Annotated in this window: 24 protein-coding genes; 11 read left to right on the top strand and 13 right to left on the bottom strand. The window is 68.3% G+C overall.

Annotation, left to right across the window (positions count from 1 at the left end):
- Positions 1–3: 3 nt before the first annotated feature.
- The 3 genes from AC3B6A_RS22210 to AC3B6A_RS22220 form a co-directional block, all read right to left on the bottom strand.
- Positions 4–2532, bottom strand: a complete 2529-nt coding sequence (locus AC3B6A_RS22210) for a LuxR C-terminal-related transcriptional regulator (protein WP_488399266.1) — start codon at positions 2530–2532, stop codon at positions 4–6.
- Between the two features lie 193 nt (positions 2533–2725).
- The gene (locus tag AC3B6A_RS22215) at positions 2726–4096 is read right to left on the bottom strand and encodes a DUF1329 domain-containing protein (protein WP_488399267.1); all 1371 of its coding nucleotides are present in this window, start codon (positions 4094–4096) and stop codon (positions 2726–2728) included.
- A 24-nt stretch (positions 4097–4120) separates the two neighbouring features.
- Entirely contained in the window at positions 4121–5914 is a 1794-nt protein-coding gene (locus tag AC3B6A_RS22220) for a DUF1302 domain-containing protein (protein ID WP_488399268.1), read from the bottom strand.
- Between the two features lie 316 nt (positions 5915–6230).
- On the opposite strand from AC3B6A_RS22220, the gene AC3B6A_RS22225 reads away from it, so the two are divergent.
- From AC3B6A_RS22225 to AC3B6A_RS22235, 3 genes are all read left to right on the top strand, one after another.
- On the top strand, positions 6231–6983 hold the full coding sequence (locus AC3B6A_RS22225) for an AraC family transcriptional regulator (protein WP_488403672.1): 753 nt from the start codon (positions 6231–6233) through the stop codon (positions 6981–6983).
- Positions 6984–7097: 114 nt separating this feature from the next.
- Positions 7098–8519: an NAD(P)/FAD-dependent oxidoreductase gene (locus AC3B6A_RS22230; RefSeq protein ID WP_488399269.1), complete on the top strand. Its 1422-nt coding sequence runs from the start codon at positions 7098–7100 to the stop codon at positions 8517–8519.
- Between the two features lie 32 nt (positions 8520–8551).
- Entirely contained in the window at positions 8552–8899 is a 348-nt protein-coding gene (locus AC3B6A_RS22235) for a cupin domain-containing protein (RefSeq protein WP_488399270.1), read from the top strand.
- A gap of 566 nt (positions 8900–9465) precedes the next feature.
- On the opposite strand, the gene AC3B6A_RS22240 is transcribed toward AC3B6A_RS22235, so the two are convergent.
- The 5 genes from AC3B6A_RS22240 to AC3B6A_RS22260 all read right to left on the bottom strand — a co-directional run bounded on the left by AC3B6A_RS22240 (position 9466) and on the right by AC3B6A_RS22260 (position 13424).
- Complete coding sequence (locus tag AC3B6A_RS22240) at positions 9466–10233, bottom strand: crotonase/enoyl-CoA hydratase family protein (protein WP_488399271.1); 768 nt, start codon at positions 10231–10233, stop codon at positions 9466–9468.
- 120 nt (positions 10234–10353) lie between these two features.
- Positions 10354–11265 (bottom strand): SDR family oxidoreductase, encoded by a 912-nt coding sequence (locus AC3B6A_RS22245; RefSeq protein ID WP_488399272.1) that lies wholly within the window; start codon positions 11263–11265, stop codon positions 10354–10356.
- Positions 11266–11371: 106 nt separating this feature from the next.
- The gene (locus tag AC3B6A_RS22250) at positions 11372–11665 is read right to left on the bottom strand and encodes a hypothetical protein (protein ID WP_488399273.1); all 294 of its coding nucleotides are present in this window, start codon (positions 11663–11665) and stop codon (positions 11372–11374) included.
- A gap of 98 nt (positions 11666–11763) precedes the next feature.
- Complete coding sequence (locus AC3B6A_RS22255) at positions 11764–12642, bottom strand: alpha/beta fold hydrolase (RefSeq protein WP_488399274.1); 879 nt, start codon at positions 12640–12642, stop codon at positions 11764–11766.
- On the bottom strand, positions 12642–13424 hold the full coding sequence (locus AC3B6A_RS22260) for a class II aldolase/adducin family protein (RefSeq protein ID WP_488399275.1): 783 nt from the start codon (positions 13422–13424) through the stop codon (positions 12642–12644). Before AC3B6A_RS22260 ends, AC3B6A_RS22255 begins: the two co-directional genes overlap by 1 nt.
- 384 nt (positions 13425–13808) lie before the next feature.
- Here AC3B6A_RS22260 and AC3B6A_RS22265 point away from each other — a divergent pair, with 384 nt between their 5' ends.
- Positions 13809–14522: a WbqC family protein gene (locus AC3B6A_RS22265; RefSeq protein ID WP_488399276.1), complete on the top strand. Its 714-nt coding sequence runs from the start codon at positions 13809–13811 to the stop codon at positions 14520–14522.
- On the opposite strand, the gene AC3B6A_RS22270 is transcribed toward AC3B6A_RS22265, so the two are convergent.
- Positions 14523–15209, bottom strand: coding sequence for an LrgB family protein (locus AC3B6A_RS22270; protein ID WP_488399277.1), 687 nt, complete (start codon positions 15207–15209; stop codon positions 14523–14525). It abuts the gene before it with no gap.
- On the bottom strand, positions 15196–15573 hold the full coding sequence (locus tag AC3B6A_RS22275; protein ID WP_488399278.1) for a CidA/LrgA family protein: 378 nt from the start codon (positions 15571–15573) through the stop codon (positions 15196–15198). The genes AC3B6A_RS22270 and AC3B6A_RS22275 overlap by 14 nt, the downstream gene beginning before the upstream one ends.
- A gap of 113 nt (positions 15574–15686) precedes the next feature.
- On the opposite strand from AC3B6A_RS22275, the gene AC3B6A_RS22280 reads away from it, so the two are divergent.
- Positions 15687–16589: a LysR family transcriptional regulator gene (locus tag AC3B6A_RS22280; protein WP_488399280.1), complete on the top strand. Its 903-nt coding sequence runs from the start codon at positions 15687–15689 to the stop codon at positions 16587–16589.
- A 184-nt stretch (positions 16590–16773) separates the two neighbouring features.
- Here AC3B6A_RS22280 and AC3B6A_RS22285 read toward each other — a convergent pair whose 3' ends face one another.
- On the bottom strand, positions 16774–17241 hold the full coding sequence (locus AC3B6A_RS22285) for a cupin domain-containing protein (RefSeq protein WP_488399281.1): 468 nt from the start codon (positions 17239–17241) through the stop codon (positions 16774–16776).
- Positions 17241–17693, bottom strand: a complete 453-nt coding sequence (locus AC3B6A_RS22290) for a flavodoxin (protein ID WP_488399282.1) — start codon at positions 17691–17693, stop codon at positions 17241–17243. The genes AC3B6A_RS22285 and AC3B6A_RS22290 overlap by 1 nt, the downstream gene beginning before the upstream one ends.
- A 141-nt stretch (positions 17694–17834) precedes the next feature.
- Here AC3B6A_RS22290 and folM point away from each other — a divergent pair, with 141 nt between their 5' ends.
- The 5 genes from folM to AC3B6A_RS22315 all read left to right on the top strand — a co-directional run bounded on the left by folM (position 17835) and on the right by AC3B6A_RS22315 (position 20317).
- A complete protein-coding gene (gene folM / locus AC3B6A_RS22295; protein WP_488399283.1) occupies positions 17835–18560 on the top strand; it encodes a dihydromonapterin reductase in 726 nt (241 codons plus the stop codon).
- A gap of 31 nt (positions 18561–18591) precedes the next feature.
- A complete protein-coding gene (gene folE, locus AC3B6A_RS22300; RefSeq protein WP_488399284.1) occupies positions 18592–19152 on the top strand; it encodes a GTP cyclohydrolase I FolE in 561 nt (186 codons plus the stop codon).
- A gap of 1 nt (position 19153) precedes the next feature.
- Positions 19154–19525: a dihydroneopterin triphosphate 2'-epimerase gene (gene folX, locus AC3B6A_RS22305; RefSeq protein WP_488399285.1), complete on the top strand. Its 372-nt coding sequence runs from the start codon at positions 19154–19156 to the stop codon at positions 19523–19525.
- Positions 19526–19653: 128 nt separating this feature from the next.
- Positions 19654–19965: a DUF1244 domain-containing protein gene (locus tag AC3B6A_RS22310; protein WP_488399286.1), complete on the top strand. Its 312-nt coding sequence runs from the start codon at positions 19654–19656 to the stop codon at positions 19963–19965.
- 13 nt (positions 19966–19978) lie between these two features.
- The gene (locus AC3B6A_RS22315) at positions 19979–20317 is read left to right on the top strand and encodes a HopJ type III effector protein (RefSeq protein ID WP_488399287.1); all 339 of its coding nucleotides are present in this window, start codon (positions 19979–19981) and stop codon (positions 20315–20317) included.
- Positions 20318–21470: 1153 nt separating this feature from the next.
- On the opposite strand, the gene trxB is transcribed toward AC3B6A_RS22315, so the two are convergent.
- On the bottom strand, positions 21471–22418 hold the full coding sequence (gene trxB / locus AC3B6A_RS22320) for a thioredoxin-disulfide reductase (protein WP_488399288.1): 948 nt from the start codon (positions 22416–22418) through the stop codon (positions 21471–21473).
- A 375-nt stretch (positions 22419–22793) separates the two neighbouring features.
- On the opposite strand from trxB, the gene AC3B6A_RS22325 reads away from it, so the two are divergent.
- Complete coding sequence (locus AC3B6A_RS22325) at positions 22794–24716, top strand: sensor domain-containing diguanylate cyclase (RefSeq protein WP_488399289.1); 1923 nt, start codon at positions 22794–22796, stop codon at positions 24714–24716.
- The last annotated feature ends 1 nt before the right edge of the window (position 24717 follow it).

Genomic DNA, 24717 nt, shown 5'->3' on the forward strand with positions numbered 1-24717 from the left:
GCCTCAGGCCTTCAGCAGCCCCAGTTCCTTCGCCCGCGCCACCGCCTGGGTGCGCCGTTCGACGCCGAGCTTGCCGTTGATCCGGCGGGCGTGGGTTTTCACCGTGTGCAGCGAGATGTACAGGCGCTCGCCGATTTCCAGGTTCGAGCAGCCCTGGGCGATCAGCTCCAGCACCGACAGCTCGCGCAGGCTGAGCAGGCCCGGCGCCGCCATCTCGCCGGAGCAGGGATGCAGGCCGAACAGCGCCGGCTGGCGGCGCTGGGTTTCCCCCAGCGCGGCGAACAGGCCGAAGCGCCGCACCAGCGCCAGCCCCTCGTCGAGCGCGGCGCGCGCCTGGTCCGGGCTGCCGGCCAGATAGCGGGCCTCGGCCAGCGCCAGCCAGACATCGCAGGCCAGCGTGTTGCGGCCCTGCCGCAGCAGCTCGGGGAGCATCGTCGACAGGCGCCGCAGCGCGCCCTCGACCTCGCCGTCGTAGAGCTCGGCAAGCGCCAGGTAGTGCTCCACCCGCAGGATCATGTCCGGCGTGGCGGCCGGCGGGCTCAGGTGGTCCGCGCGGCAGCGCGAGGCGACCCGCAGCAGCACCTCGCGCGCCTGCCCCGCCCGTCCCTGGCGCAGGCTCAGGGCGCCGCTGGCCAGCAGCAGCGGGCCGCGGTACATGGCCTCGGGCACATGCTGCAGCTGCATCTGCCGCTCCACGTCCTGCAGGCGGTTGAAGGCGCCGTCGATGTCGCCGTCGAGCGCATCCAGCCAGGCCATGCCGGCGAGGCCGTAGATCAGGTTCGGGTCCTGGCTGCGGCGGGTTTCGGTGAGGCCGACGATGAACAGCTCGCGCGCCTCCTCGTTGCGTCCCTGGCGCAGGCTCAGCCAGCCGCGCCGCAGGGCCACGCGCCCGGCCATGGCGTTGCCGGTCACGCGCATCTCGTCCAGATAGTCCTGCACCCGCGCCAGCAGGGCGTCGGCGCGCTGCAGCTCGCCGCGCTGCTCCAGCCACTGGGCGCGGTCCAGCTCCAGCAGCGCCTCGAAGGTCAGGCTGCCGTGCAGCCGCGCGAGCTTGAGCGCATCGCGGTTGATCAGGCGGGCCTGCGCCAGGTCGCCATCGGCCTGGGCCTGCTGGGTCAGCGCCGACAGGCAGATCAGCTGCTGCGCCCAGGCGTCCTCCGGCAGGCACTCCAGCGCCTCGCGCAGCAGCTCGTGGGCGCCGGCCCGCCCGCGGGCGTGGGTGAGCACCCCGGCCAGGCCCTGCCACTGCGCGACCAGCGCGCGCTGGCGGCGCGCGCCGGGCATCGGCAGGAAGCGGGTGAACCCCGAGAGCAGCGCCTCGACCTCGTCCAGCCGGCCGACCAGCAGCAGCGTCCAGGCGTTGAGCACCAGCAGGCGCGGCGTGCTGCACAGCAGCTCGTCCGGCAGCGTTTCGCGCAGCTTGAGCACCCGCTCGATGTTGCGCCCGTACAGCAGTTGCTCCTCGGTGAAGCGCTGCAACAGGCTGGCGGCCACGTCGGGTTGCTCGGCGAGCAGCGCGTGTTCGAACGCCGCATGGAGGTCGTCGCGCTGGCTGAACCACTGGCAGGCCCGCCGGTGCAGCATCGGCGCCGGCCAGCGGGACAGGCTCGCCAGGGCCGGCGCCAGCATCGGCGCGACCTGGAAGCCGTGCAGGGTGTCGTCCACCGGCTCGACCAGCGCGCCCCAGGCGAGCAGGCCGTCCAGCCCCTGGCCGGGGTCGTCGAACAGGTAGTCGCTGAGCTCCCGGCCGAAGCGCGGGATGGCCGCCAGCGCGCAGAGGATGTCCGCCAGCGGCGCGGGCAGCGAAGCCAGGACTTCGCGTTGCAGGTAGTCCTGCAGCAACGCGCTGCCGCTCTCCGCGATCTGTGTCGCGCAGGGCGCCAGGCCGTCGCTGGCCAGGCTCAGCAGGCGCAGGCGGACGCCGGCGAACCAGCCCCGGGTCGCTTCGTGCAGCGCCTCGCGCTGGGCCTGCGGCCACTCCAGGCCGGACGCCTGCAGGTAACGGTCGAGTTCGCCCTGGGTCAGCGCGAGGGCCGTGGCATCCAGCTCCAGCAGCTCGCCTTCGAGCAGCAGGCGGGTCAGGTTGCACTGCGGCCGCCGCCGGCTGGACAGCCACCAGCCGACCTGCGGGGAGGCCACGGCGAGCAGGCGGTCGAAGCAGTCGTCGAGCGCGACGTCCGGGGCCCGAGGGTAATCGTCGAGCATCAGCCAGAGCGGCTCGCTCGCGGTCTCCAGCCAGGCGCTCAGCGCCTCTTCGCCGGGGCGGGCCACGCCCAGCGCCTCGCCCAGCCGCTCGCAGAGCTGCGCGGGTTCCAGCGCCCGGCCGCCGAGGCCGAGCCAGACCACGCGGGTGCCGGCCGGCGCCCGGCGCGCGCACTCGCTCATCAGCACCGTCTTGCCGCAGCCCGGCGGCGCCACCAGCAGGCGCAGGCGGCATTCGGCGGCGCCCAGGCCGCTGCCCAGGCGCTCGCGGGGCAGGTGCTGGCGAGGCGGGCGCGGCAGCGCGGAACTGTACAGGGCGATTGTCGACATCGGCTTCTTCCGGCCATTTGCTGCGGGCCAGACTATGCCCCGGCGCGGAGCCGGCAAAGGACCATCAGCCGCATTCATGGCGCGCCATAGCGCGAACCGCTGCAGGCCCGGCGCAGACGCTGCGCCGGCGGAAAAAAGAAACCCGGCGCCTACCGTGAGGCGCCGGGGCAAAGACCAGGGAGCGTGGGGCGGATCAGCGCACGCCGGCGTTGCGCAGCGCTGCCGGGGTGAAGTCGGCCATGTTGGCCTTGATGCCGAACTGGTAGCCGTTCTTCTCCTCGTTGAACAGACCCAGGGCCAGGTAGCGGCCGGCGATCAGGTCGTAGACGACCTCCGGCACGTAGCCGCCGACCTGGTGCGCGTAGTTGAACATCTGGTGGCCCTCGGAAACCCGCCACAGCTGGCCACGGCCGTCGTACTGGTCGACTTCGGCGATCTGCCAGCTGTCCTCGTCGAGGTACAGGTGGCGCTTGGCGTAGATGTGCCGCTCGCCCGGCTTGACGGTGCCCACCACTTCCCAGACCCGGTGCAGCTCGTAGCGGGTCATGTCCTGGTTGAGGTGGCCGGTCTTGACGATGTCGTCGTACTTGGCGGTCGGCAGGCCCAGCTTGTAGCTGTTGTAGGGGATGTACATCTCCTTCTTGCCGACCAGTTTCCAGTCGTAACGGTCCGGCGCGCCGGAGAACATGTCGAAGTTGTCCGAGGTGCGCAGGCCGTCGGCGGCGGTGCCGGGGCCGTCGTAGGCCACCTGCGGGGCGCGGCGCACGCGGCGCTGGCCGGCGTTGTAGATCCACGCCAGGCGCGGTTCCTTGACCTGGTCGAGGGTCTCGTGGACCAGCAGCACGTTACCGGCCAGGCGCGCCGGCGCCGTTACCGACTGCTTGAAGTAGAGCAGGATGTTGGAGGTCTTCGAGGGGTCGACTTCAGCCATGTTCTGCGGGAAGGCGACGGTTTCCTCGAAGCGGATCGGCGTGTAGCTGCCGTTGGTCTGCGGGGTGACCTGGACGATGGTGCGCGTCAGGTTGCCGCCGCGGTAGCGGGTGATGTGGTTCCACAGCACCTCGACGCCGTTCTTCGGGATCGGGAAGGCGTAGTAGCGGCTCTTGTCGAAGTTATCCAGGCCGTTGCCATCGTTGATCGGCTGGACGTTGGTGGCGCTGACCTTGGCCGCCTGGTAGATCTCCGCCGGCTGCGAGAAGGTGCGGTGGGTCGGGTACACCGGGATGCGGTAGGTATCCGGGTAGCGCTTGAACAGCGCGACCTGGCCCTCGGACAGCTTGTCCTTGTACTGGCCGACGTTCTGCGCGGTGATCACGAACAGCGGCTTCTCGCCGGCGAAGGGGTCGCTGAGGAAGCCGTGGGCGTCCTCGCTGCCGGCGCTCTTGTCGATGCCGCCGGTCCAGGCCGGGATGCTGCCGTCGGCGTTGCCTTCCTTCTGCGCGCCCATCGGCGTCAGGCTGGTGCCCAGCTTGGCCGCCTCGTCGGCGGACACCGCCGCCATCACTCCGCAGGACAGCAGGCTCAGGGCCAGCGCGCCGCATTGAAGAATTCTTGTCGTTCTCATACGTCGATTCCTTGGTCTGGCAGATCAGAAGTTCACGCCGAAGCTGAGCGAAACGAAGTCGCGGTCGACGATGGTGTTGTAGTCGCCGCCGAAGAAGTTCGTGTAGTTCAGGCTCGCGGTATAGGTGTTCTGGTAATCGGCGTCGAGGCCGATGCTGGCGGCCTTGCTGCCTTCGTTGAAGACCGGACCGTAACCGTTCACATCATGGGACCAGGCAAGGTTGGGCTTGAGGTTCACCCCGGCGAACACGTTGCTGTAGTCCCAGATGGCGCGGGCACGGTAGCCCCACGACGAAGAAGTATAGAAGCCGCCGCTGCCATATTCCGCCTCGGCCGCCGCATTCTCCGGCACGCCGTACACCGAGTCGCGGCCGTAGCGCGCGTCGACCTCGTTGGTCATGCCGCCGACGTAGGTCACGCCGACCTCGCCCACCAGGGTGAGGCGGTCGGCACCCATGGTCTGGTCGAAGAAGTGGGTGAAGGTGGTCTGCGCCTGAGTCACTTCCTTGCGCACGTAGCCGTGGCTGATCCGCCCGGCCTGCGCCAGGGCGCCCGCCACGCCGCCGGTGGCGAGACCTTCGGCCACGGTGGTGGCCAGCTTCGGCGTCAGGTCGGTGGTGTTGAGCTGCAGCGGCATGTTCGGCCGGTAGCTGAGCTCGCCGCTCCAGGCGGTGCCGGTGGGCAGCGTGGTGGAGAAGCTCAGGCCGTACAGGCGGATGTCCTCGGGGTATTCGAGGAAGTAGCTGCCGCGCCCCAGCAGGATCGGCTGGGCCAGCGGCGGGACGGTCGCCGCGTTGACGATGTCGGCGGCGCTGGCGTTCTGCATGCTCACGATGGGCGTGCGGCTGTGGTAGTTCATGGCGTAGGCGCCGTATTCGACGTCATCGCCCAGCCAGCGCAGGGACAGGCCCCACTGCCCGGAGTCGCGGGCGTCGCGGTCGGCGCCGCGCGGCACCATCAGGCCCTCGGGGGTCACGGTCACGCCCAGGGAGTCGAGCAGCGCCTTGGTCGCCGGCGCGTTGAGGGCGGTGACCGTGTTCTTGTCGAGGATGTTGTAGTTGTTGTTGCAGCCGTCGGCCGCCACGTCGGTGGTGGAGAAGAAGGTGCCGCAGTTGTCGAGCACCGTCTGGTCCCACTCCAGCTGGTAGAAGCCCTCCACCGAGAGGCTGTCGGTGAGGCTCTGGGACATGTAGAGCATGTTCACCGGGATCAGGCCTTCCTTGATTTCCGAGCCGGGCCGGCGGAAGGCGGAGACGTCGATGGGGTTGATCGTGTTGATGCTGTTGCCGATGAAGGTGCTCTCGCCCCAGCTCACCACCTGCTTGCCCAGGCGCACGGTGCCGGGCATGTCGGCGATGGCGTAGTTGTAGTAGCCGAAGGCGTCGAGCAGTTGCGCCCCGGAGGACTTGGCGCCCTCCTTGCGGCCGCTGTTGGAGATCGGCTTGAACTCGGTATCTTCGTCTTCCAGGCGGAAGTCGTACCAGTACTTGCCACGGGTGAAGAAGCCGAAGTCCCCATACTTCAGCTCCAGGTCGTGGATGCCCTTGAAGATCTTCGAGAAGGTCTGGCCCTTGCGGAAGTTCAGGCGTCCGTCGTCGTTGGTCTGGGTCATGCCGTGGCCGCCGTTGGCGGCGCCGATCAGGTCCTGCTTGGGACTCTGGGTGCTCCAGCTGGCCCCCACGGACAGGCTGGAGTCGAACTGTCCTTCGATTTCCCCAATGTTGAACGAAACGGCCTGAGCCTGGGCGGCGCATCCCAGGGCGACGGCAGTGGCGAGAAGTTGCGGCTGGAAGAATCCGCGCCTTGTTTTTGTTGTCATGCGGCTCTCCTGACTGTGTCGAGGTGGCTACACCCTACTCAGGCCCCTGATGGCCACCAAGCGCTCCAAGGTGGTATTCGCGGTGTCGCCCGAAAGAGTGAATCCCCCCTCTGGCACGGGGCTCTTCGGCCGACATTGGCGCACGCAATGTCGGGTCATCGAGCATCTGGATAGTGCGTGGACAGCGCCTGGAGAGCGCGGCGGGCATTGCCACTACCCCAACGGCATGGTTCTGGGGCATCCTTGGCGGCCTATGCAAGCCATCGACCAACGCCCGACCGACAGCCACCTCACCGGCCAGACCCGCGAGGTGGTCCTGCGCTACCACGAGTGCTGGAAGCAGCGCGACCTCGAAGCGGTGCTCGCGCTCTACCATCCGCAGGTGGAGTACAACGACTACTTCCAGAACCGCCGCCTGGGCCTCTCCGAGCTGCGCGAGTACGTGCGCGGCACCATGCCCAGCCGGCCGGAAGAGTTCCTCAGGCACATCGACCGCATTCGCGTGGATGGCGACACCGCCTTCATCCAGTACCGCATCGCCGTGACCCTCAGCGGCCGCCTGGCGACCTTCCACTCCAGCGAAGCGATCACCGTGCGCGACGGCCGCATCTGGCGGATCAACGAGTACGCCTCGGTGGTGCGCGAAGGCGCCGAAAACCGCACGCAGGCCAGCGACCCGCGCCCGGCCACCAGCCGCCTGGGCCTCTCGCCGCGCCAGCTGAGCCAGCTGGCCAGCGACCTGGAGCACTACTTCGGCAAGAGCCAGCCGTACCTGGCGCCGGACCTGGACCTGACCCAGGTGGCCAACGCCACCGGCTACACCCGCAACCAGATTTCCTACCTGCTCAACCAGGTGATGGGGCTGAGCTTCTACCAGTACGTCAACCAGACGCGCCTCACCCACCTGCTCGGCCAGCTGCGCCCGCCGCTGCCGGCGCGCATCGACGAGCTGGCCTTCTCCGCCGGCTTCAACTCGCTGTCGGCCTTCTACCGCTGCTTCCGCCAGCACACCGGGCAGTCCCCGCGCGAATACCTGAAACGCCTGCGCGACCAGCAGGGCGACGCCTGACCGGCACGTGCCGGCGGGCGCGCGGGCTCTCCCCGCGTACCCGCGCAGACGACAGGAACCCGCGCCGCTTCTAGGCTTGCCGACATTCCCCCGTTTCCCCTTCCGGAGTCGTCTATGTCGGCATGGCGTCATATCAGTCTGTGGATGAACCAACTGGACGACGACCTCGTCCCGCGCGCTTCCCTGCAAGGCACGCAGGAAGTCGACGTGGCCATCGCCGGCGCCGGTTACACCGGACTGTGGACCGCCTACTACCTGAAGCAGCGCGCGCCGCAGCTGAAGATTGCCATCGTCGAGGCGCAGACCGCCGGCTTCGGCGCCTCCGGCCGCAACGGTGGCTGGCTGATGGGCAACATCCTCGGCGAGGACCGCCTGCTCGCCGGCCTTTCCGCCGAACAGCGCCGCGCCTCCTACGACCTGCTGCACGACATCCCCGACGAAGTCGCCCGCGTGCTGCAACGCGAAGGCTTCGACTGCGACTACCGCAAGGGCGGCGCGCTGTATGCCGCCGCGCGCTACCCGGAACAGGAGCGGCGCCTGCGCGACTACCTCGCGCACCTGCATGCCGAGGGCCTGACCGAGGACGATTACCGCTGGCTGAGCACCAGCGAACTGGCCGAGCAACTGCGCATCCCCAGCGCGCTGGGCGCCATCCACACCCCCCACTGCGCCACCATCGACCCGGCCAAGCTGGTCCGCGGCCTGGCCCGCACCGTGGAGCGCCAAGGCGTGCAGATCTTCGAGAAAAGCCGCGTGACCCACTGGGCGCCCGGCCTGCTGCGCACCGACCAGGGCGAGCTGAAGGCGCACTGGGTGGTGCCGGCCATCGAAGGCTACGCCGCCGACCTGCCGCCGCTGGGCAACTACCAGTTGCCGGTGCAGAGCCTGCTGGTGGCCACCGAGCCGCTGCCCGAAGCGGTGTGGGCCGAGATCGGCCTGGCGCAGGGCCAGGCGTTCAGCGAATTCAGCCGCCAGGTCACCTATGGCCAGCGCACCGTCGACAACCGCCTGGCCTTCGGTGCCCGCGGCGGCTACCGCTTCGGCGGCAAACTGCGCAACGACTTCAGCCTGACCGACGATGAAGTGGGGCTGCGCCGCTACCTGTTCGGCGAGCTGTTCCCGCAGCTCAAGGACGTGCGCATCACCCACACCTGGGGCGGCAACCTCGGCATGTCGCGGCGCTTCCACCCGCACATGCTGATCGACCGCCGCAATGGCATCGCCCTCTCCGGCGGCTACGGCGGCGAAGGCGTCGGCGCCACCAACCTCGGCGGCCGCACCCTCGCCGACCTGATCCTCGGCCAGGACAGCGCGCTGACCCGCCAGCCCTGGGTGATCGACGACCGCCGCCTGCAGGACGGCCTGCGCGGCTGGGAGCCCGAGCCCTGCCGCTGGCTGGGCTACAACGCGATCATCCGCAGTTTCGTGCACGAAGACGAAGTGCTGGCCAACCCGCACAGCGCCCCCTGGCGCCGCCGCCTGGCGGAGAAAGTCGCCGCGACCATGGAAGGCCTGATGACCTGGAAGGTCGGCTGATCCGCCCTCACAAGAACCCACTGGAGCCACGAATGAAACTCACCCACCTGAAGAACACCCTGCACGCCGAGCTCGGCGAAGCCAACCCGGTCGCCGTGCCGCTGGGCGAGCCGGTGTCGGAAACCCGCGTGGAATCCGTCGAGCGTCCCGACGGCGTAGAAACCGGCATCTGGGAATGCACCCCCGGCCGCTGGCGCCGGCAGATCGTCGAGCAGGAGTTCTGCCACTTCATCGCCGGCCGCGGCACCTTCACCCCGGACGACGGCGAGCCCATCGCCTTCCAGGCCGGCGACGCCTTCCTGCTGCCGCAGAACAGCCTGGGCGTGTGGGATATCCAGGAAACCGTGCGCAAGACCTACGTGATCATCGAGCGCAAGTGAGCGACGCGGTCTGCTCTTCGCAGCGTTATCCACCTGATGGGTATCGCTTCGCTCCACGCCATCCTACGAAGAGCGATCCTTCAGCCGCAGCTCTGCCTGTCACACCGAAATCGCAGGCGCGCGCAGGGTCCCGTCAGGAGGCCGAGTGGAGGTATTGCGCAGAGGGGCGAGCGGCATGGATGCCGCGAGAGGCTTGAAGGGCCAGGGATGGCCCTTGCAAGCCGACCCTCGGAGCAATGCCGGAGCGAGGGCAGTCTGAGCGAAGCGAAGACCCGGATGTCGGGACGGGTCCTTTTGGTTCCTTTTGGGACGCCAAAAGGGACTCGCCCGGGAGGGCGAAACAAGAAGTCTCAGCACACGCCGAAGCGGCGCATGAACTCCGAACAGGACAGTGGATAACGCTGCGAGTTATCCGCCCTACGAAGAGCAAAAGCATCGCGGAGAAGCTCCGCTCCTACGAAAGCCGTGTTCCCCTGTAGGAGCGGACTTTGTCCGCGACCCGCCGGCAGAGCCGGCGCCAAGCAGGTTCGCGAACAAGCTCGCTCCTACGAAAAGCGGCGCGGACCTCAAAACTCCCCGTGCCGCCCTTCCCCTTCGGCGAATCGCTTCGCCCCTTCCACCGTCTCGCCGCTCTGGATCACCGCCATCCCGCCCTGGAATTCATTGGCCAGCGCCACGTCGAAGGACAGGTTCCACTGCGTGAACACGCTGGCGCGATCGGTCAGCATGCAGCGCTGGGGAAACTCGGCGATCTCCCGCGCCAGCTCCTCCGCCGCCTCCAGCGCCTGCCCGCGCGGCACCACGCGGTTGGCCAGGCCCATCATCAGCGCCTCCTGCGCGCCGACCGGGCGGCCGGTGAGGATCAGGTCCAGCGCCCGGCCCTGGCCGATGATGCGCGGCAGGCGCACGGTGCCGCCGTCGATCAGCGGCACGCCAAAGCGCCGGCAGAACACCCCGCACACCGCGTCCTCGGCCATCACCCGCAGGTCGGCGAGCAGCGCCAGTTCCAGCCCGCCGGCCACCGCATAGCCCTCGATGGCGGCGATCAGCGGCTTGGACAGTTGCATCCGGCTGGGGCCCATCGGCCCGTCGCCTTCGGTTTCCAGGCGGTTGCGCCGCTCGCCATCCTCGGCCACCGCCGCCAGGTCGGCCCCCGCGCAGAAGGTCCCGCCGGCGCCGGCGAGCACGGCGACCCGCGCCTCCTCGTCCTGCTCGAAATCGCGCAAGGCATCGGCCAGTGCCTGGGCGGTGGGCAGGTCCACGGCATTGCGTACCGCCGGGCGGGCGATGACCAGGGTGGTCACCGGGCCGTTCCTCTCGATTATCACGCTCATGGCGAACTCCTTCGGGCAGCGGAAATGCAAAGGGCCGGCTTCAAGCCGGCCCTTTCACCTTACTGCGTCCGCCGCACGGGAACAGCCCCGCTGGCCGTTCCGCCGGTCGGGCTGGCCGGATCAGCCGGCGTATTTCTGCAGGTTCGCCATCATCTCGCGCAGCGCTTCGACGTTGTCCTTCGGGTGCGCGGCATTCTCGAAGTCGCAGATCTGCGCGAAGTTGGCCGCCACGTCCTCCACATCGAAGCCCTTGCGCGGGTCGAAGCCCACGCCCAGGCTGCGCTCCCAGCGCACCTTGCCGATCCAGCCGCCGCCGACCTCGAACAGGCCGGAGGTCTCCTGGCAGGCTTCGCTGCCCAGGTACACCACCAGCGGGCTGACCAGTTCGGGCTTGAGCTGCTCGAACACCTGCGGCGGGATCAGCCCTTCGGTCATGCGGGTGCCGCCGGTGGGGGCGATGGCGTTGACCAGGATGTTGTTCTTGCGGCCCTCGATGGCGAGGTTGCGGGTCAGGCCGTAGAGGCCGAGCTTGGCCATGCCGTAGTTGCTCTGGCCGAAGTTGCCGTAGATGCCGGAGGTGGACGAGGTGAAGATCACCCGGCCGTAGCCCTGCTCGCGCATGAACGGCCAGGCGGCGCGGGTCACCTTGTAGGCGCCCTCGACGTGGACCTTGTAGACCAGGTCCCAGTCGGCGTCTTCCATCTTGTGGAAGGTCTTGTCGCGCAGGATGCCGGCGTTGTTCACCACCACGTCGATGCGGCCGAATTCTTCCACCGCCTGGCGCACGATCTTGTCACCGTCGGTCACCGAGTCATGGTTGGCGATGGCGGTGCCGCCGGCTTCGCGGATTTGGGCCACCACGCGGTCGGCGGCCGAGGCGTTGGCGCCTTCACCGTGGGTGCTGCCGCCCAGGTCGTTGACCACCACCTTCGCGCCGTGCCTGGCGAACAGCAGGGCGTGGGCGCGGCCGATACCGCCGCCGGCGCCGGTGACGATCACGACTTTTCCGTCGAAACGCAGGGCATCACTCATGGTTGGGACTCCAGGCAGGTCTGTTTTTCCGGAGTGTCCGGCAGTCGCCAGCGGGTCACAACCAAGACGATCAGGGCGAATGGTGCCCGATAAGGCCGGGGGATGATCAACGTATCGGCAGGTTCAGTTTCTCGCGCGGGCCGAGCTTGAACAGCCACCAGTCGTATTCGCTCCAGAACAGCACCAGGCCCAGCGCCAGCAGCAACGCCAGGACGGCGCCGGCGGCGGGCAGCCAGTGCTGGAGCTGCCAGGCGAAATAACCGCCCGCCGCAGCGCCGGCCAGCAGCAGGAGCAGCGCCGGCACGGCGATCCAGGCGAAGTCCCGGCGCAGGTGCAGCAGCGCCCGGTACAGCAGCGAGCCCTGCGGGCGGCGGACGGGAATGATGGCGTTGAGCGGCATGGCGGCGGTCTCCGGCTGGAAAAAGCCGCAACGCTATGCGCGCCGATGAAGGACGAACCATCAGCCAATTCCGAAGATCGGCGAGGCCCCGTCCGGATCTACCTCGCGCGCTCCCGGCGAAACGCCAGGTAGTGCTCCAGCACCCGCTCCGGCGCCTCGACCTGCGGGTAGTGGCCGATGCCGTCGAGCAGCACGGTATCGGGCTGCGGGATCAGCTCCCGGTAGCGCGCCACCATGTGCGCGCCGGAAATCGGGTCCAGCGGCCCGTCGATCACCCGCAGCGGCACGCGCGTGCGCTGCATCGCGCCGACCCAGCGTTCGCGGTGCTCGCGGCGGTCGAGGATGTAGTGGATCAGCCGGTGCATCACCCGCTGTCCGTCGTTGTGGCGGATCAGGCTCCAGAAGCTGTCCAGCTCCGCTTCCGAAGGCTGGGTCTGCGGGCCGAACACCTTGGCGAAGTTCTGCGCCAGGCGCTTGCGGTCGAACAGCCTGCCGAAGAGGACGCCGAACGGGCCGAGCAGCAGCTTCTGCGAGAGCACTGCGCGGTGGGTCTCCGGGAACAGCCCGCCATTGAGGAACACGCAGGACGCCGCGTCGAATCGCCCCTCCTCGTGCCGCGCCAGCAGTTCCTGGCCGACGCTGTTGCCGTAGTCGTGCACCAGCAGGTGAACCGGCTCGCGCACCTCCAGGTGCTCCAGCAGGGCCTGCTGCAGGTCGGCCTGTTCGTGGATGCGGTAGTCATGCCCGCGGGGCTTGGCGGAGTCGCCGAAGCCGAGCATGTCGCAGGCGAGCACCCGGTAGCGCTCGGCCAGCGGCCGCCACAGGTAGTGCCAGTCCCAGGAGGCACTGGGGAAACCGTGGATCAGCAGCAGCGGCGCACCGCTGCCGGCGCTCCAGAAACGGATGGAATGGCCACGGAAGGTGAAGGAGCCGCCCTGCGCGCGCCAGTCGCACAGGGCAATGCCGGGCAGGCCCATCAGTCGCGGTAGCCGGGGTTCTGCAGGTCCAGCTTGCGCAGCAGCGCCGGCCACGCCAGCGCGCCGCCCATGCCCTGCTTGCTCCTGGTCACGGCCGCCGCCATGGCGCGGGCGCCGTCGAGGATCGGCTGCGGGATCAGGATCAGCTCGGCGCCGCCGCCCTGGGCCAGCACCTGGATTTCGCAGGCGCGCTGCAGGGTGAACATCATCAGGAAGGTGTCGGCGATGGTCGCCGAGCAGGTCAGCAGGCCGTGGTTGGGCAGGATCATGAAGTTGGCTTCGCCGAGGTCCGCCTGCAGGCGCGCCTTCTCGTCGTGGTTCAGCGCCACGCCCTCGTAGCCGTGGTAGGCGAGGCTGGAGAGGACGAACAGCGACTGCTGGGAAATCGGCAGCAGGCCCTGCTTCTGCGCGGACACCGCGATGCCGGCGGGCGTGTGGGTGTGCAGCACGCAGGAAACGTCGTGGCGCACCTCGTGGATGGCGCTGTGGATGGTGTAGCCGGCCGGGTTGATGTCGTAGGGGCTGTCCATCAGCTTCCTGCCGGAGAGGTCGACCTTCACCAGGCTCGACGCGGTGATCTCGTGGAACATCATGCCGTAGGGGTTGATCAGGAAGTCCTCGGTGCCGGGGACCTTGGCGGAGATGTGGGTGAAGATCAGGTCATCCCAGCCCTGCAGGGCGATCAGCCGGTAGCAGGCGGCGAGATCGACGCGGGTCTGCCATTCGGCGGCGGAGACCTGCTCCTTGACGTTCACGGTAGGCGTGGGGTGAGCGGCGTGCATGGTCGGTAGCCTCTTCGTTGTTGTTATGCGAGCCAGCAGTCTAGTCGGCCGCCCACGGCGCCGGCTGTCACGGAACTGACAGTTGATTCGCTGAATATCACACCATCAGCCCGCCCGCGGGAGCGCCTTGCGCCCCGGGCATTCGCACCTATAGTGGCCATGCGCCCCGGCGCTTTCCGAAGCCCTGGCGACAGCCATTCCCACCGCGCAATCCGCCCAGCGCAGAGCGCCCCGGGCGGGCGGAAGCGTCCCTGCCGCTCAGGGCAGCGGGCCTCTCCGGCGCGTGCTTCAACGCACATTTCCGCCGCACAGAAACATACCGAAACACTTCAGCGGTACCCGGGAGTCGGGAGGAGACTCCATGCCGGTCAGCGAGGATGCCCCGTGAAAAAAACCGCCATCATGCAACCCTACTTCTTCCCCTACCTGGGGTATTTCAGCCTCATCAAGCACACCGACCTGTTCGTGCTGTTCGACACGGTGCAGTACATCCACCACGGCTGGATCGAGCGCAACCGCATCCTCAAGCAGCACGAGGGCTGGCTGTACGTCCGCGTGCCGAAGGTGAAGCACCGCCGCGAGACCCTGATCAAGGACGTGCGGGTGGACAACCGCCAGGACTGGCGCCGCAGCCTGTTCTCGCAACTGGAGATCTATCGGCGGAGCGCGCCTTACTACCGGGACGTCCGCGAGATGATCGGCGCGGCGCTGGACCACCCCTTCGAGGACATCGTCTCGGTGAACAAGGCGACCCTGGAGGCGACCTGCGCCTACCTGGGCTTTCCCCGGCAGATGCCGGTGCTTTCGCGCATGGACCTGGAGCTGGAGCCGCCACGGGCGGCGGACGAATGGGCGCTGAACATCTGCAAGGCGCTGGGTGGCGTGGAGGAGTACTGGAACCCGCCGGGCGGCCAGCACTTCTTCGACCGCGACAAGTACCAGGCGGCCGGGCTGACCCTGCGTTTCCACGAACCCAGGCTGGCACCCTACGACCAGCGGCGGCCGACCTTCGAGACCGGCTTGTCGATCATCGACGTGATGATGTTCAACTCCCCCGCCGAGACCTCGCGCATGCTCGATGCCTTCGAGCTCAGCTGATCACAGGCACCCGGCCAGCAGCGGCGCCAGCAGCAGGTTGAACAGCCCGGTCAGGACCATCAGCAGGCCGGCGGCCGAACCTTCCTCGCCGCCGAACTCGTAGGCCCGGCTGGTGCCCGCGCCGTGGGCGCCCACGCCCAGCAGCGCGCCGCGCGCCAGGGTCGAGCGCAGCCGCAGCAGGCGCATCAGCAGGCCGCCGACCAGGGCGCCGAACACCCCGGTGATCATCACGAAGGCGGCGGTCAGTTCCGGCACGCCGCCCAGGTCGTGGAACATTTCCATGGCGAACGGCGTGGTGATCGAGCGCGGCAGCAGCGACAGGGTCACCTGGCCGTCCAGCGCCAGCGCACGGGCCAGCGCCCAGGAGCTGCCGATGGCCACCGCGGAGCCGGCGCACATGCCGGTCAGCAGCGCCGGCCAGTGGCGGGCCAGCAGGGCGCGCTGCTGCCAGATCGGAATGGCGAAGGCCACGGTGGCCGGGCCGAGCAGCGCGACCAGCCAGTTGGTGTCGCGGGCGTAATCGGCGTAGCTCGCCTGCAGCGGGATCGCCAGGGCGAACAGCAGCGCCGGCACGAAGACGATCGGCGACAGCCAGTACTGCTGGAAACGGCGGTAGAGGGTACGGCTGAGCAGGTAGCCGCCAAGGGTCACGGCCAGCCAGAACAGCGCTTGCCTATCGGGGCTCATGGCGCGACCTCCAGCGACACATCCATTCCACCGCCAGCGCGGTGGCCAGCATCACCAGCACGGTGCTGGCGGCGATCACCAGCAGGATCTTCCAGCCCTCGCTGCGCAGCAGCGGGCCGTAGTCGAGCAGGCTCATCAGCGCGGGGATGAAGAACAGCAGCATCTCCGCCAGCAACAGGCCGGCACCGCCCTGGAGCAGGGCCGGACGGATCGCCCCGCTGGCGAACAGCGCCAGCAGCAGCGCCAGGCCGATCACCCCGCCGGGCAGCGGCAGGCCGGTGAGCCTGGCGATCCAGCCGCCGATCCACCAGAAGGCGACCAGCACGGCGAGTTCGAGAAAAAGGCGGGCGGCGCGGCGGAACATGGCAGCGGTCTCGATGGATTCGGGGAAGAAGAAAAGCGTTCGGGAATGGCGCAAAGCCTACGCCCGCGCCTATCATCGCCAAAACGAATTGTTCGAATCGGAGTCATTCCAGAATGGAATTCAAGCAGCTGCGCGCCTTTGCCGAAGTGGTGCGCCAGGGCAGCTTCACCCAGGCGGCGGTGCACCTGAACGCCAGCCAGTCGGCGGTGAGCAAGCAGATCGCCCAGCTGGAGCAGAGCCTGCGCGTGCAGTTGCTGGAGCGCAGCGGCCCGAACGTGCGCCTCACCGCCGCCGGCGAGGTGGTGCTGCGCCGCGCCGAGGACATGCTGCGCCTGCGCCGTGAACTGCTCACCGAGCTCGACGACCTCAGCCGCCTGCACCGCGGCGAACTGCGCCTGGGGCTGCCGCTGCTGGGCGCCGACGCGCTGTTCGCCGGGCGCTTCGCCGAATACCGGCGGCGCTACCCGAACATCGCCGTGCACCTGATCGAAGGCGGCAGCAAGACCATGGAGGAACAGGTCTACCGCGGCGAACTGGAGCTGGGCGGCGGCCTCACCCCGGAAGACCCGGCCTTCGACCACCAGCCGTTCTGCAACGAGCCGCTGGACGCCCTGCTCCCGGCCGACCACCCGCTGGCCACGCGGGACAGCCTGAGCCTGGTGGAGCTGGCCGACACGCCGTTCCTGCTCTACCAGCAGAGCTTCACCCTCAACGACCGCCTGCTGCGCGCCTGCCGCGAGGCCGGCTTCGAGCCGAAGGAAGGCGGCCGCAGCGGCCAGGCGGACTTCCTCGGCGCGCTGGTCGCCGCCGGCCAGGGCGTGGTGCTGCTGCCGCGGGTGGTGGCCGAGGAACTGGAGCGTCCGGGCGTGGCGCGCGTACTGCTCCGCGAGCCGGAGCTGCGCTGGGACATCAGCTTCATCTGGCGGCGCGATGCCTACCTGTCGAACGCGGCCAAGGCGTGGCTGGAGCTGATGCAGGAGATGCCCCTGCATCCAGCCCGCGAAGCACGAACCTGAACCGTAGGATGGCGTGGAGCGAAGCGATACCCATCGATCCGGCCCCGAGCAGCATGGGTATCGCTTCGCTCCCCCCATCCTACGAATGGGGGTTCGGAGCGAGGCGGTTCGCGAGCAAGCTCGCTCCTACGAAGAGCACGCCGGCGCGGATCTGTAGACGCCCAATCCTTGCTCGCGAACCGCTCTACAGCAGCCCGGCAAACTCCCCGGCCAGCCGCGGCCAGTCCCGCTGCGCCTGCGCGTCATCCGCCAGCAGCCTGAACCCAGCGAACTCGAACGCCGGCGACACGCTGCAGCCCACCAGCACGTAATCCCCCAGGCAACGCGCGGCCTGCCAGGCGTGGGCGGGTACCGCGCGCTGCGGCAGGCTGCCTTCGCCCACCGGGCCCAGGCGTTCGATGCGCACGACCTCCGGCGTCTCGGCCACCAGCAGCTCCAGCGAGCCGCCTTCGTGGTAGTGCCAGAGCTCGTCGGCGTCGATCCGGTGCCAGCGGCTGACCGTGCCGCCGGGCAGCAGGAAGAAGATGGCCGAGGATTGCTGGCGGCCATCGGCGCCCGTCAGGCTCGAATCGAACACCCGGCGATAGAAACCACCCTCGGGGTGCGGGGCGAGGCCGAGGGTGTCGATCAGATAACGTGCGCGGGGATGCATCAGGCTTTCAGCGCGGCGATGAATTCGGCGATCCACGGCTCGGCGTCGGTTTCCTGGTCCACCGTCTCGCTGCCGTCCAGGCGCAGCATCGGCACCGCTTCGCGCATGCCCAGCTCCGCCAGCAGCTCGCGCACCTGCTCGCCGCCGCCGCAGTAGGTGTCGCCATAGCTGGTGTCGCCCAGGGCGATCACCCCGCCCGGACGCCCGCGCCAGTCCGGCAGGCGGTCGCGCAGCGCGTAGTACAGCGGCTGGAAGGTGTCCGGCAGCTCGCCCATGCCGGTGGTCGAGGTCACCACCAGCAGCGCCTCGGGGGCGAAGGCCAGCAGGCCGTCGAGGGTCGCGCGCGGGTCGTGCCAGGCTTCGAAGCCGGCGGCTTCGAGCAGGCGCCTGGCGTGGCGCGCGACGTCTTCGGAGGTGCCGTAGACCGAGCCGGACAGAATGGCGACTTTCATGGAGACTCCCACAAGCAAGGCAAGACAAGGCCGCCCATTATGCCCCATCCGTGCCGGGCCGCGCCGGGGCTGGTATAGTTTTGCCCTACCCCGTCGCTCGGACATTCCGGCACGCCGTTCCCCCCACTTCACGAGGCGCGCATGGGCAACACCCCGGCTCCCATCCTGATCACCGGCGCCAGCCAGCGCATCGGCCTGCACTGCGCGAAACGCCTGCTGCAGGAAGGCCAGCCGGTGATCGCGACCTACCGCCAGGAGAAACCCGGCGTCACTGAGCTGCGCCGGCTGGGCGCCACCTGCCTGCACGCGGAGCTGGCCGACGAAGCCGGCATCCTCGCCTTCATCGACGAGCTGAAATCCCGCACCGACCGCCTGCGCGCGATCATCCACAACGCCTCGGCGTGGATCACGGAGCAGCCCGGCCAGGAGGCGGACGCCTTCGGCGAGCTGTTCCGCCTGCACATGCTCGCGCCCTACCTGATCAACCTGCGCTGCGCCGAACTGCTCGAACGCGACGCGGTCGAACGCGGCGCCCCGGCGGACATCATCCACCTCTCCGACGACGTCGCCCGCAAGGGCAGCGCCAACCGCATCGCCTACTGCGCCAGCAAGGCCGGCCTGGACAACCTCACCCTGTCCTTCGCCGCGCGCTTCGCCCCGCGCATCAAGGTCAACGGCATCGCGCCGGCGCTGATCCTGTTCAACGAAGGCGACGACGCGGCTTACCGCGCGCGCACCCTGGCGAAATCCGCCCTCGGCATCGAGCCGGGCGCGGAGGTGATCCACCAGAGCGTGCGCTACCTGCTCGACAGCCCCTACGTGACCGGCACGACCCTGACCGTCAACGGCGGCCGGCACCTGAAATGACCCGCCCGGCGCGGGTGCGAGGACTCCCACAATGATCGAAGACCTGTCGCGCCACTACCGCGAGATTCTCCTGGGACTGGGCGAAGACCCCGACCGCGAGGGCCTGCTCGACACCCCCGCGCGCGCCGCCAAGGCCATGCGCTACCTCTGCCACGGCTACGAGCAGACGCTGGAGGAGATCGTCAACGGCGCGCTGTTCGCCTCGGACAACGACGAGATGGTGATCGTCAAGGACGTCGAGCTCTACTCGCTGTGCGAACACCACCTGCTGCCCTTCATCGGCAAGGCCCATGTGGCGTACATTCCCACCGGCAAGGTGCTGGGCCTGTCGAAGGTCGCGCGCATCATCGACATGTTCGCGCGCCGCCTGCAGATCCAGGAAAGCCTGACCCGGCAGATCGCCGAGGCGATCGAGCAGGTCACCGGCGCCGCCGGCGTGGCGGTGGTGATCGAGGCCCAGCACATGTGCATGATGATGCGCGGGGTGGAGAAGCAGAACTCGGTGATGAACACCTCGGTGATGCTCGGCGCCTTCCGCGCGTCCAACACCACCCGCCAGGAATTCCTGCAACTGATCGGACGGAGCAAGTGAAATGACGCGACTGGAGCCGGGCATGGCGCGAATCCGGGTCAAGGATCTGCGCGTGCGCACCTACATCGGCATCAAGGAGGACGAAATCCTCAACAAGCAGGACGTGCTGATCAACCTCACCATCCTCTACCCCGCGAACGAGGCGGTGCAGGTCAACGACATCGACCACGCCCTGAACTACCGCACCATCACCAAGGCGATCATCGCCCACGTCGAGGAAAACCGCTTCGCCCTGCTCGAACGCCTGACCCAGGAACTGCTCGACCTGGTGATGCGCAACCCGGCCGTGCGCTACGCCGAGGTGGAAGTGGACAAGCCCCACGCCCTGCGCTTCGCCGAATCGGTATCCATCGCGCTGGCCGCCCAGCGCTGACCGGGCGGTCGAGCAATCTGCACGCCCGTACCAGCCGGCCAACGGGCGTTGCTGGCCGATTGCCCCGCCCCTAGAATCTTCCCAGCCCCGCCATGCGCCTCTGTTGCGCCCTTGTTGAGAGACACGCCATGACCGAGCCGATGAACCTGACCGACGAGCAGCGCACCGAACTCGAAGCCGCCGCCTTCCGCACCCTGGTGCAGCACCTGCGCACCCGCAAGGACGTGCAGAACATCGACCTGATGAACCTTGCCGGTTTCTGCCGCAACTGCCTGTCCAAGTGGTACAAGGCCGCGGCCGACGACATGGGCCTGGAGGTCAGCCCCGACCAGGCCCGCGAGGAGATCTACGGCATGCCTTACGCCGAATGGAAGGCCAAGTACCAGAAGGAAGCGACGCCCGAACAGCAGGCGGCCTTCGATAACGCGAAAAAGCACTGACGAGTTTGCCTTGATGACCCTGACCGATTTTCGCGCGCGCCTGCGCAGCGAGCAGCACCTGTTCACCGACACCCTGGCGTTCATCGCCGAGCACTACAGCTACAGCCCCAGCGCCTTCACCAACGGCACGGTGGAAAACCCCGCCGGGCAGAACGAAGGCTCCTGCAAGACCCTGGGCTTCGCCATCCTCGAAGGCCTGAGCCTGGAGGAGACCCTGCTGGCGTTCGGCGAGCATTACCGTGCCGTGCGCGACAATCCCGAGGGCACCGACCACGCCAACATCCGCGCGCTGCAGGCCACGGGCCTGGCCGGCGTCAACTTCGAGCGCCAGCCGCTGTCGCGCCGCGGCTGAGGTTTTTGGGTTCGATGAAAAAGCCCCGCTGATGCGGGGCTTTTTCTTGCGCGCTCAATCGACCGGCTCGCGGGGCAATCCTGTAGGAGCGAGTTACTCGCGAACCCGCTTGACGCAGACCCTGCCGGCGGGTCGCGGACAAGGGCTAGGCGCCCCCGTCTCTCCTACAGGGTGCATCGCTTTCGTAGGAGCGGAGCTTCTCCGCGATGCTTTTTGCTTTTCGGGGTTGGGTGTTTCTGCGCCGCTTCGGTGTGTACTGGGGTTATTGGTTTCGCCCTCCCGGGCGAGTCCCTTTTGGCGTCCCAAAAGGAACCAAAAGGACTCGTCCCGACATCCGGGTCTTCGCTTCGCTCAGACTCCCCTCGCTCCGGTATTGCTCCGAGGGTCGGCTTGCAAGGGCCATCCATGGCCCTTCAAGCCTCTCGCGGCATCCATGCCGCTCGTCCCTCTGCGCAATACCTCCACTCGGCCTCCTGACGGGACCCTGCGCGCGCCGGATGTTTTGGTGTGACAGAAAGAGCCGAGGCTGAAGGATCGCTCTTCGTAGGATGGCGTGGAGCGAAGCGATACCCATCGCGGTGGATAACGCTGCGCGTTATCCACCCTACGATCAGCCGTGGTTCGCGAGCTCGCTCCTACAAAGAGCCAAAAGCGAAAGCGGTTTCCAGAGGAATATCCGCGCGCGCCGGAGCGCCCCTTCAGGAGGCCGAGTGGAATCGGAGTTTCAGGGGTCGAGCGGCATGGATGCCGCGAGAGCGTTGTCGGGCCAGGGATGGCCCGTCAACGCGGGCCCCTGAAACTCCGATGGAGCGAGGGAACCCCGGCGAAGCCGGGGCCGGATGATGGGGCACAGACCTTTGCCTACTTTGGGTCGTTTGCCAAAGTAGGTCGCCCGAGGGGGCGAAACAAGAAGTCCCAGCACACGCCGAAGCGGCGCAGAAACACCGACCGCAAACAGCGGTGGATAACGCAAAGTGTTATCCACCGCACGAAGAGCAAAAGCATCGCGGACAAGGTCCGCTCCTACGGGGCGTTCCCGTGCAGGAGATGCCTCCACAGTGGATTTCGCAGTCAAGGTCTGCCCCCACGCGCCAGAGGAAAGAAAAAGACCCCGCAAGCGGGGCCTCTTCCTGCACGCCGGCTCTTCGGGCCGTTACAGGGAATCCAGGTAGCGCTCCACGTCCAGCGCCGCCATGCAGCCGGCACCGGCGGAGGTGATCGCCTGGCGGTAGACATGATCGGCCACGTCCCCCGCCGCGAACACACCGGGAATATTGGTCGCCGTGGCATTCCCCTCGCGGCCGCCGGCGACCACCAGGTAGCCGTCCTTCAGTTCGAGCTGGCCCTCGAACAGCGAGGTGTTCGGCGTATGCCCGATGGCGACGAACAGGCCGTCCACCTTCAGCTCGGAGGTGGCGCCATCGTTGTGCCGCAGGCGCACGCCGGTGACGCCCATGTCGTCGCCCAGCACCTCGTCGACCTGGGCGTTCACCCGCAGCTCGATACGACCCTCGGCGATGCGCGCCCGCAGCTTGTCCTGCAGGATCTTCTCCGCGCGGAAGCTGTCGCGGCGGTGCACCAGGGTCACCTTGCTGGCGATGTTGGCCAGATACAGCGCCTCCTCCACGGCGGTGTTGCCGCCGCCCACCACTGCCACTTCGCGGTTGCGGTAGAAGAAGCCGTCGCAGGTGGCGCAGGCGGACACGCCCTTGCCCATGAACGCCTCTTCCGAAGGCAGGCCCAGGTAGCGCGCGCTGGCGCCGGTGGCGATGATCAGCGCGTCCGCCGTGTAGGTGCCGCTGTCGCCCTTGAGCACGAAGGGCCTGCCGGCCAGGTCGACGCCGTGGATATGGTCGAAGACGATCTCGGTCTCGAAGCGCTCGGCGTGCTCCTGCATGCGCTGCATCAGCGCGGGCCCGGTGAGGTCGTGGGGATCGCCCGGCCAGTTGTCGACCTCGGTGGTGGTGGTCAGCTGGCCGCCGGCCTGCAGGCCGGTGATCAGCAGCGGCTTGAGGTTCGCGCGGGCGGCGTAGACCGCGGCGCTGTAGCCGGCCGGACCGGAACCCAGAATGATGACCCGTGCGTGGCGACTTCCGGACATCGCAGCCTCCTTTTTCAACTAGGGCTAAAGAGAGTCAGGCAAAAGAAAAGGGAGCTGCCAAAGTACCAGGGGGAAGGTTGGGAGGAACGGCAGCTCCTCTGAAAGATTTCCTGCGCGGGGCCGCATGGCCTGGAGAGGGCACCCTGCGGCGTGGCCGTGGCCACGGAACGCATTGTCCCGCAGTTCTCCGCAAGCCCCTTGAGATAAGTCAGGGAGCTCCGGATCAGCCGCCACCCCGCGCAATTCGACATGGCACGCAGCTTAGCGCCTCCTCCGCATCCCGCGGAAATGTCCAATCTCAATGCACTCCATAGGCCGCGCCTATGCCGGCGGGCTGGCTAGACTCAAGCAGACACAAAGGCCGTGTGTCGTCCCATGAACCTTCGCGCCCGCCTGCTCCTGCTGTTCCTGCCCCTGCTCGCCGCCGCCCTGGCCGGGGTGTGGATGCTGTCGGAAATGATCCTGCTCGACCGCTTCGACCGCGGCGACCGCCAGCGCCTGGCCGACGAGGTGCGCATCATCCACAAGCGCATCGCCTTCGAGCGCCAGCGCTACCTCGACATCGCGCGCAGCTATGCCTCGCGGGACAGCGGCCAGGCCTTCATGCACCAGCCCGACCCGCAGTTCGTCGCGCGGAGTCTCGACGTCGACCTGCTGGGTTTCCTCGGTTTCGACTATGTGCTGTACGTCGACCGCCAGGGCCGCATCGTCGCCCAGCGCTGGAAGCTCGACGACCTGCCCGGCCGCTTCCCCGGCATGTCCACGCCGGCCCCGGACGAGCTGCGCCGCGACATCCTGAAGAGCGCCATCGACCTCGGCGCCCTGGACGTCCAGGGCGATGCGCGGCACGGCCTCGACCAGCTGGTGCAGATCGACGGCGTGCCGCAACTGCTGCTGAGCTACCCGATCAGCAATGGCGCCGAACCGGCCGGCGCGATGATCGCCGGCGTGCTGTTCGACCGGCAACGCATGGCCGCCCTGGAAGAGCAGATGGGCGCGCGCCTGCACCTGGCCGGCAACGCCCACCCCGGCAACGGCTGGCGGCCGCTGAACATTCCCGGCAGCCGCGGCGCCACCCTGCTCAGTCCGCGCCGCCTGCTCGGCCCGAACCAGCAGAAGATGTCGCTGCTCTACCTCGACTCCAGGGGCCGGCCGCAGGTGCGCATCGAGGTCATCAGCCCGAGGCCGCTGTACCTCCAGGGCCAGCAGGCCATCCACCTGTTCCTCTACCTGGCCCTGGCGCTGCTGGCCGGCGCCCTGCTGCTGGCCTACCTGGCGCTGGAATTCTGGATCATCCGCCGGGTGCGCACGCTCAACCGCGAGGTCTCGCACATCGGCCCGGAGGACAACCAGCAGCGCCTCGGCAACCTGGGCAACGACGAGCTCGGCCAGCTCGCCGGCGAGATGAACCACATGCTCGACCGCCTGGAGCAGAGCGAGGCGCGGGACCGGGCGATCCTCGACGCGATCCGCGACGGCTACTTCGAGATGGACGACAAGGGCATCATCCTCACCGTCAACGCCGCGCTGTGCCGGATGCTCGGCTATCCGGCCCAGGAGCTGGTCGGCCGCCACTACGCCCGGCTGCTGCTCGACGAGGACGCCCGGCGCGCCCGCGAACTCTACGGCCAGGCCCGCGACGAGCAGCGCGAAACCACCTTCTCCGCGCCCTTCAAATGCCGCGACGGCCGCCTGCTCACCTGCGAGACGCGCTCCTCGGTGATCCGCGACCACCAGGGCCAGTTCGGCGGTTTCCGCGGCATCCTGCGCGACATCAGCCAGCACGTCGCCTACCAGAACCTGCTGATCGACCTGGCCTTCCGCGATGCCGTGACCGGCCTGGGCAACCGCAAGGCGTTCGACGAACAGTTGCCCGCCTCGATCACCCGCTGCGGGCGGGTCGCCCTGCTGTACATCGACCTGGACCGCTTCAAGCAGGTCAACGACCGTTTCGGCCACGCCGCCGGCGACGCCCTGCTGGCCGCCGTCGGCCAACGCCTGCAGAACAGCCTGCGCCAGCCGGACCAGGCATTCCGCCTGGGCGGCGACGAGTTCGCCGTGCTCCTGGAAAACGCCGAACCGCCACAGGCCGAGGGCCTCGGCGTGCGCCTGCTGCAAGTGCTGGGCAGCCCCTACGAGCTGGGCGGCCAGAACATCGATTTCGTCACCCCGAGCATCGGCATCGCGTTTTATCCACAGGACGCCGGCGACGCCGAGGGCCTCACCCGCGCCGCCGATATCGCCATGTACCAGGCCAAGCAGGAGCGCAATCGCTGCCAGCGCTACAGCCGCCCCTGAA

The organism is Pseudomonas sp. B12(2026), from assembly GCF_057767015.1.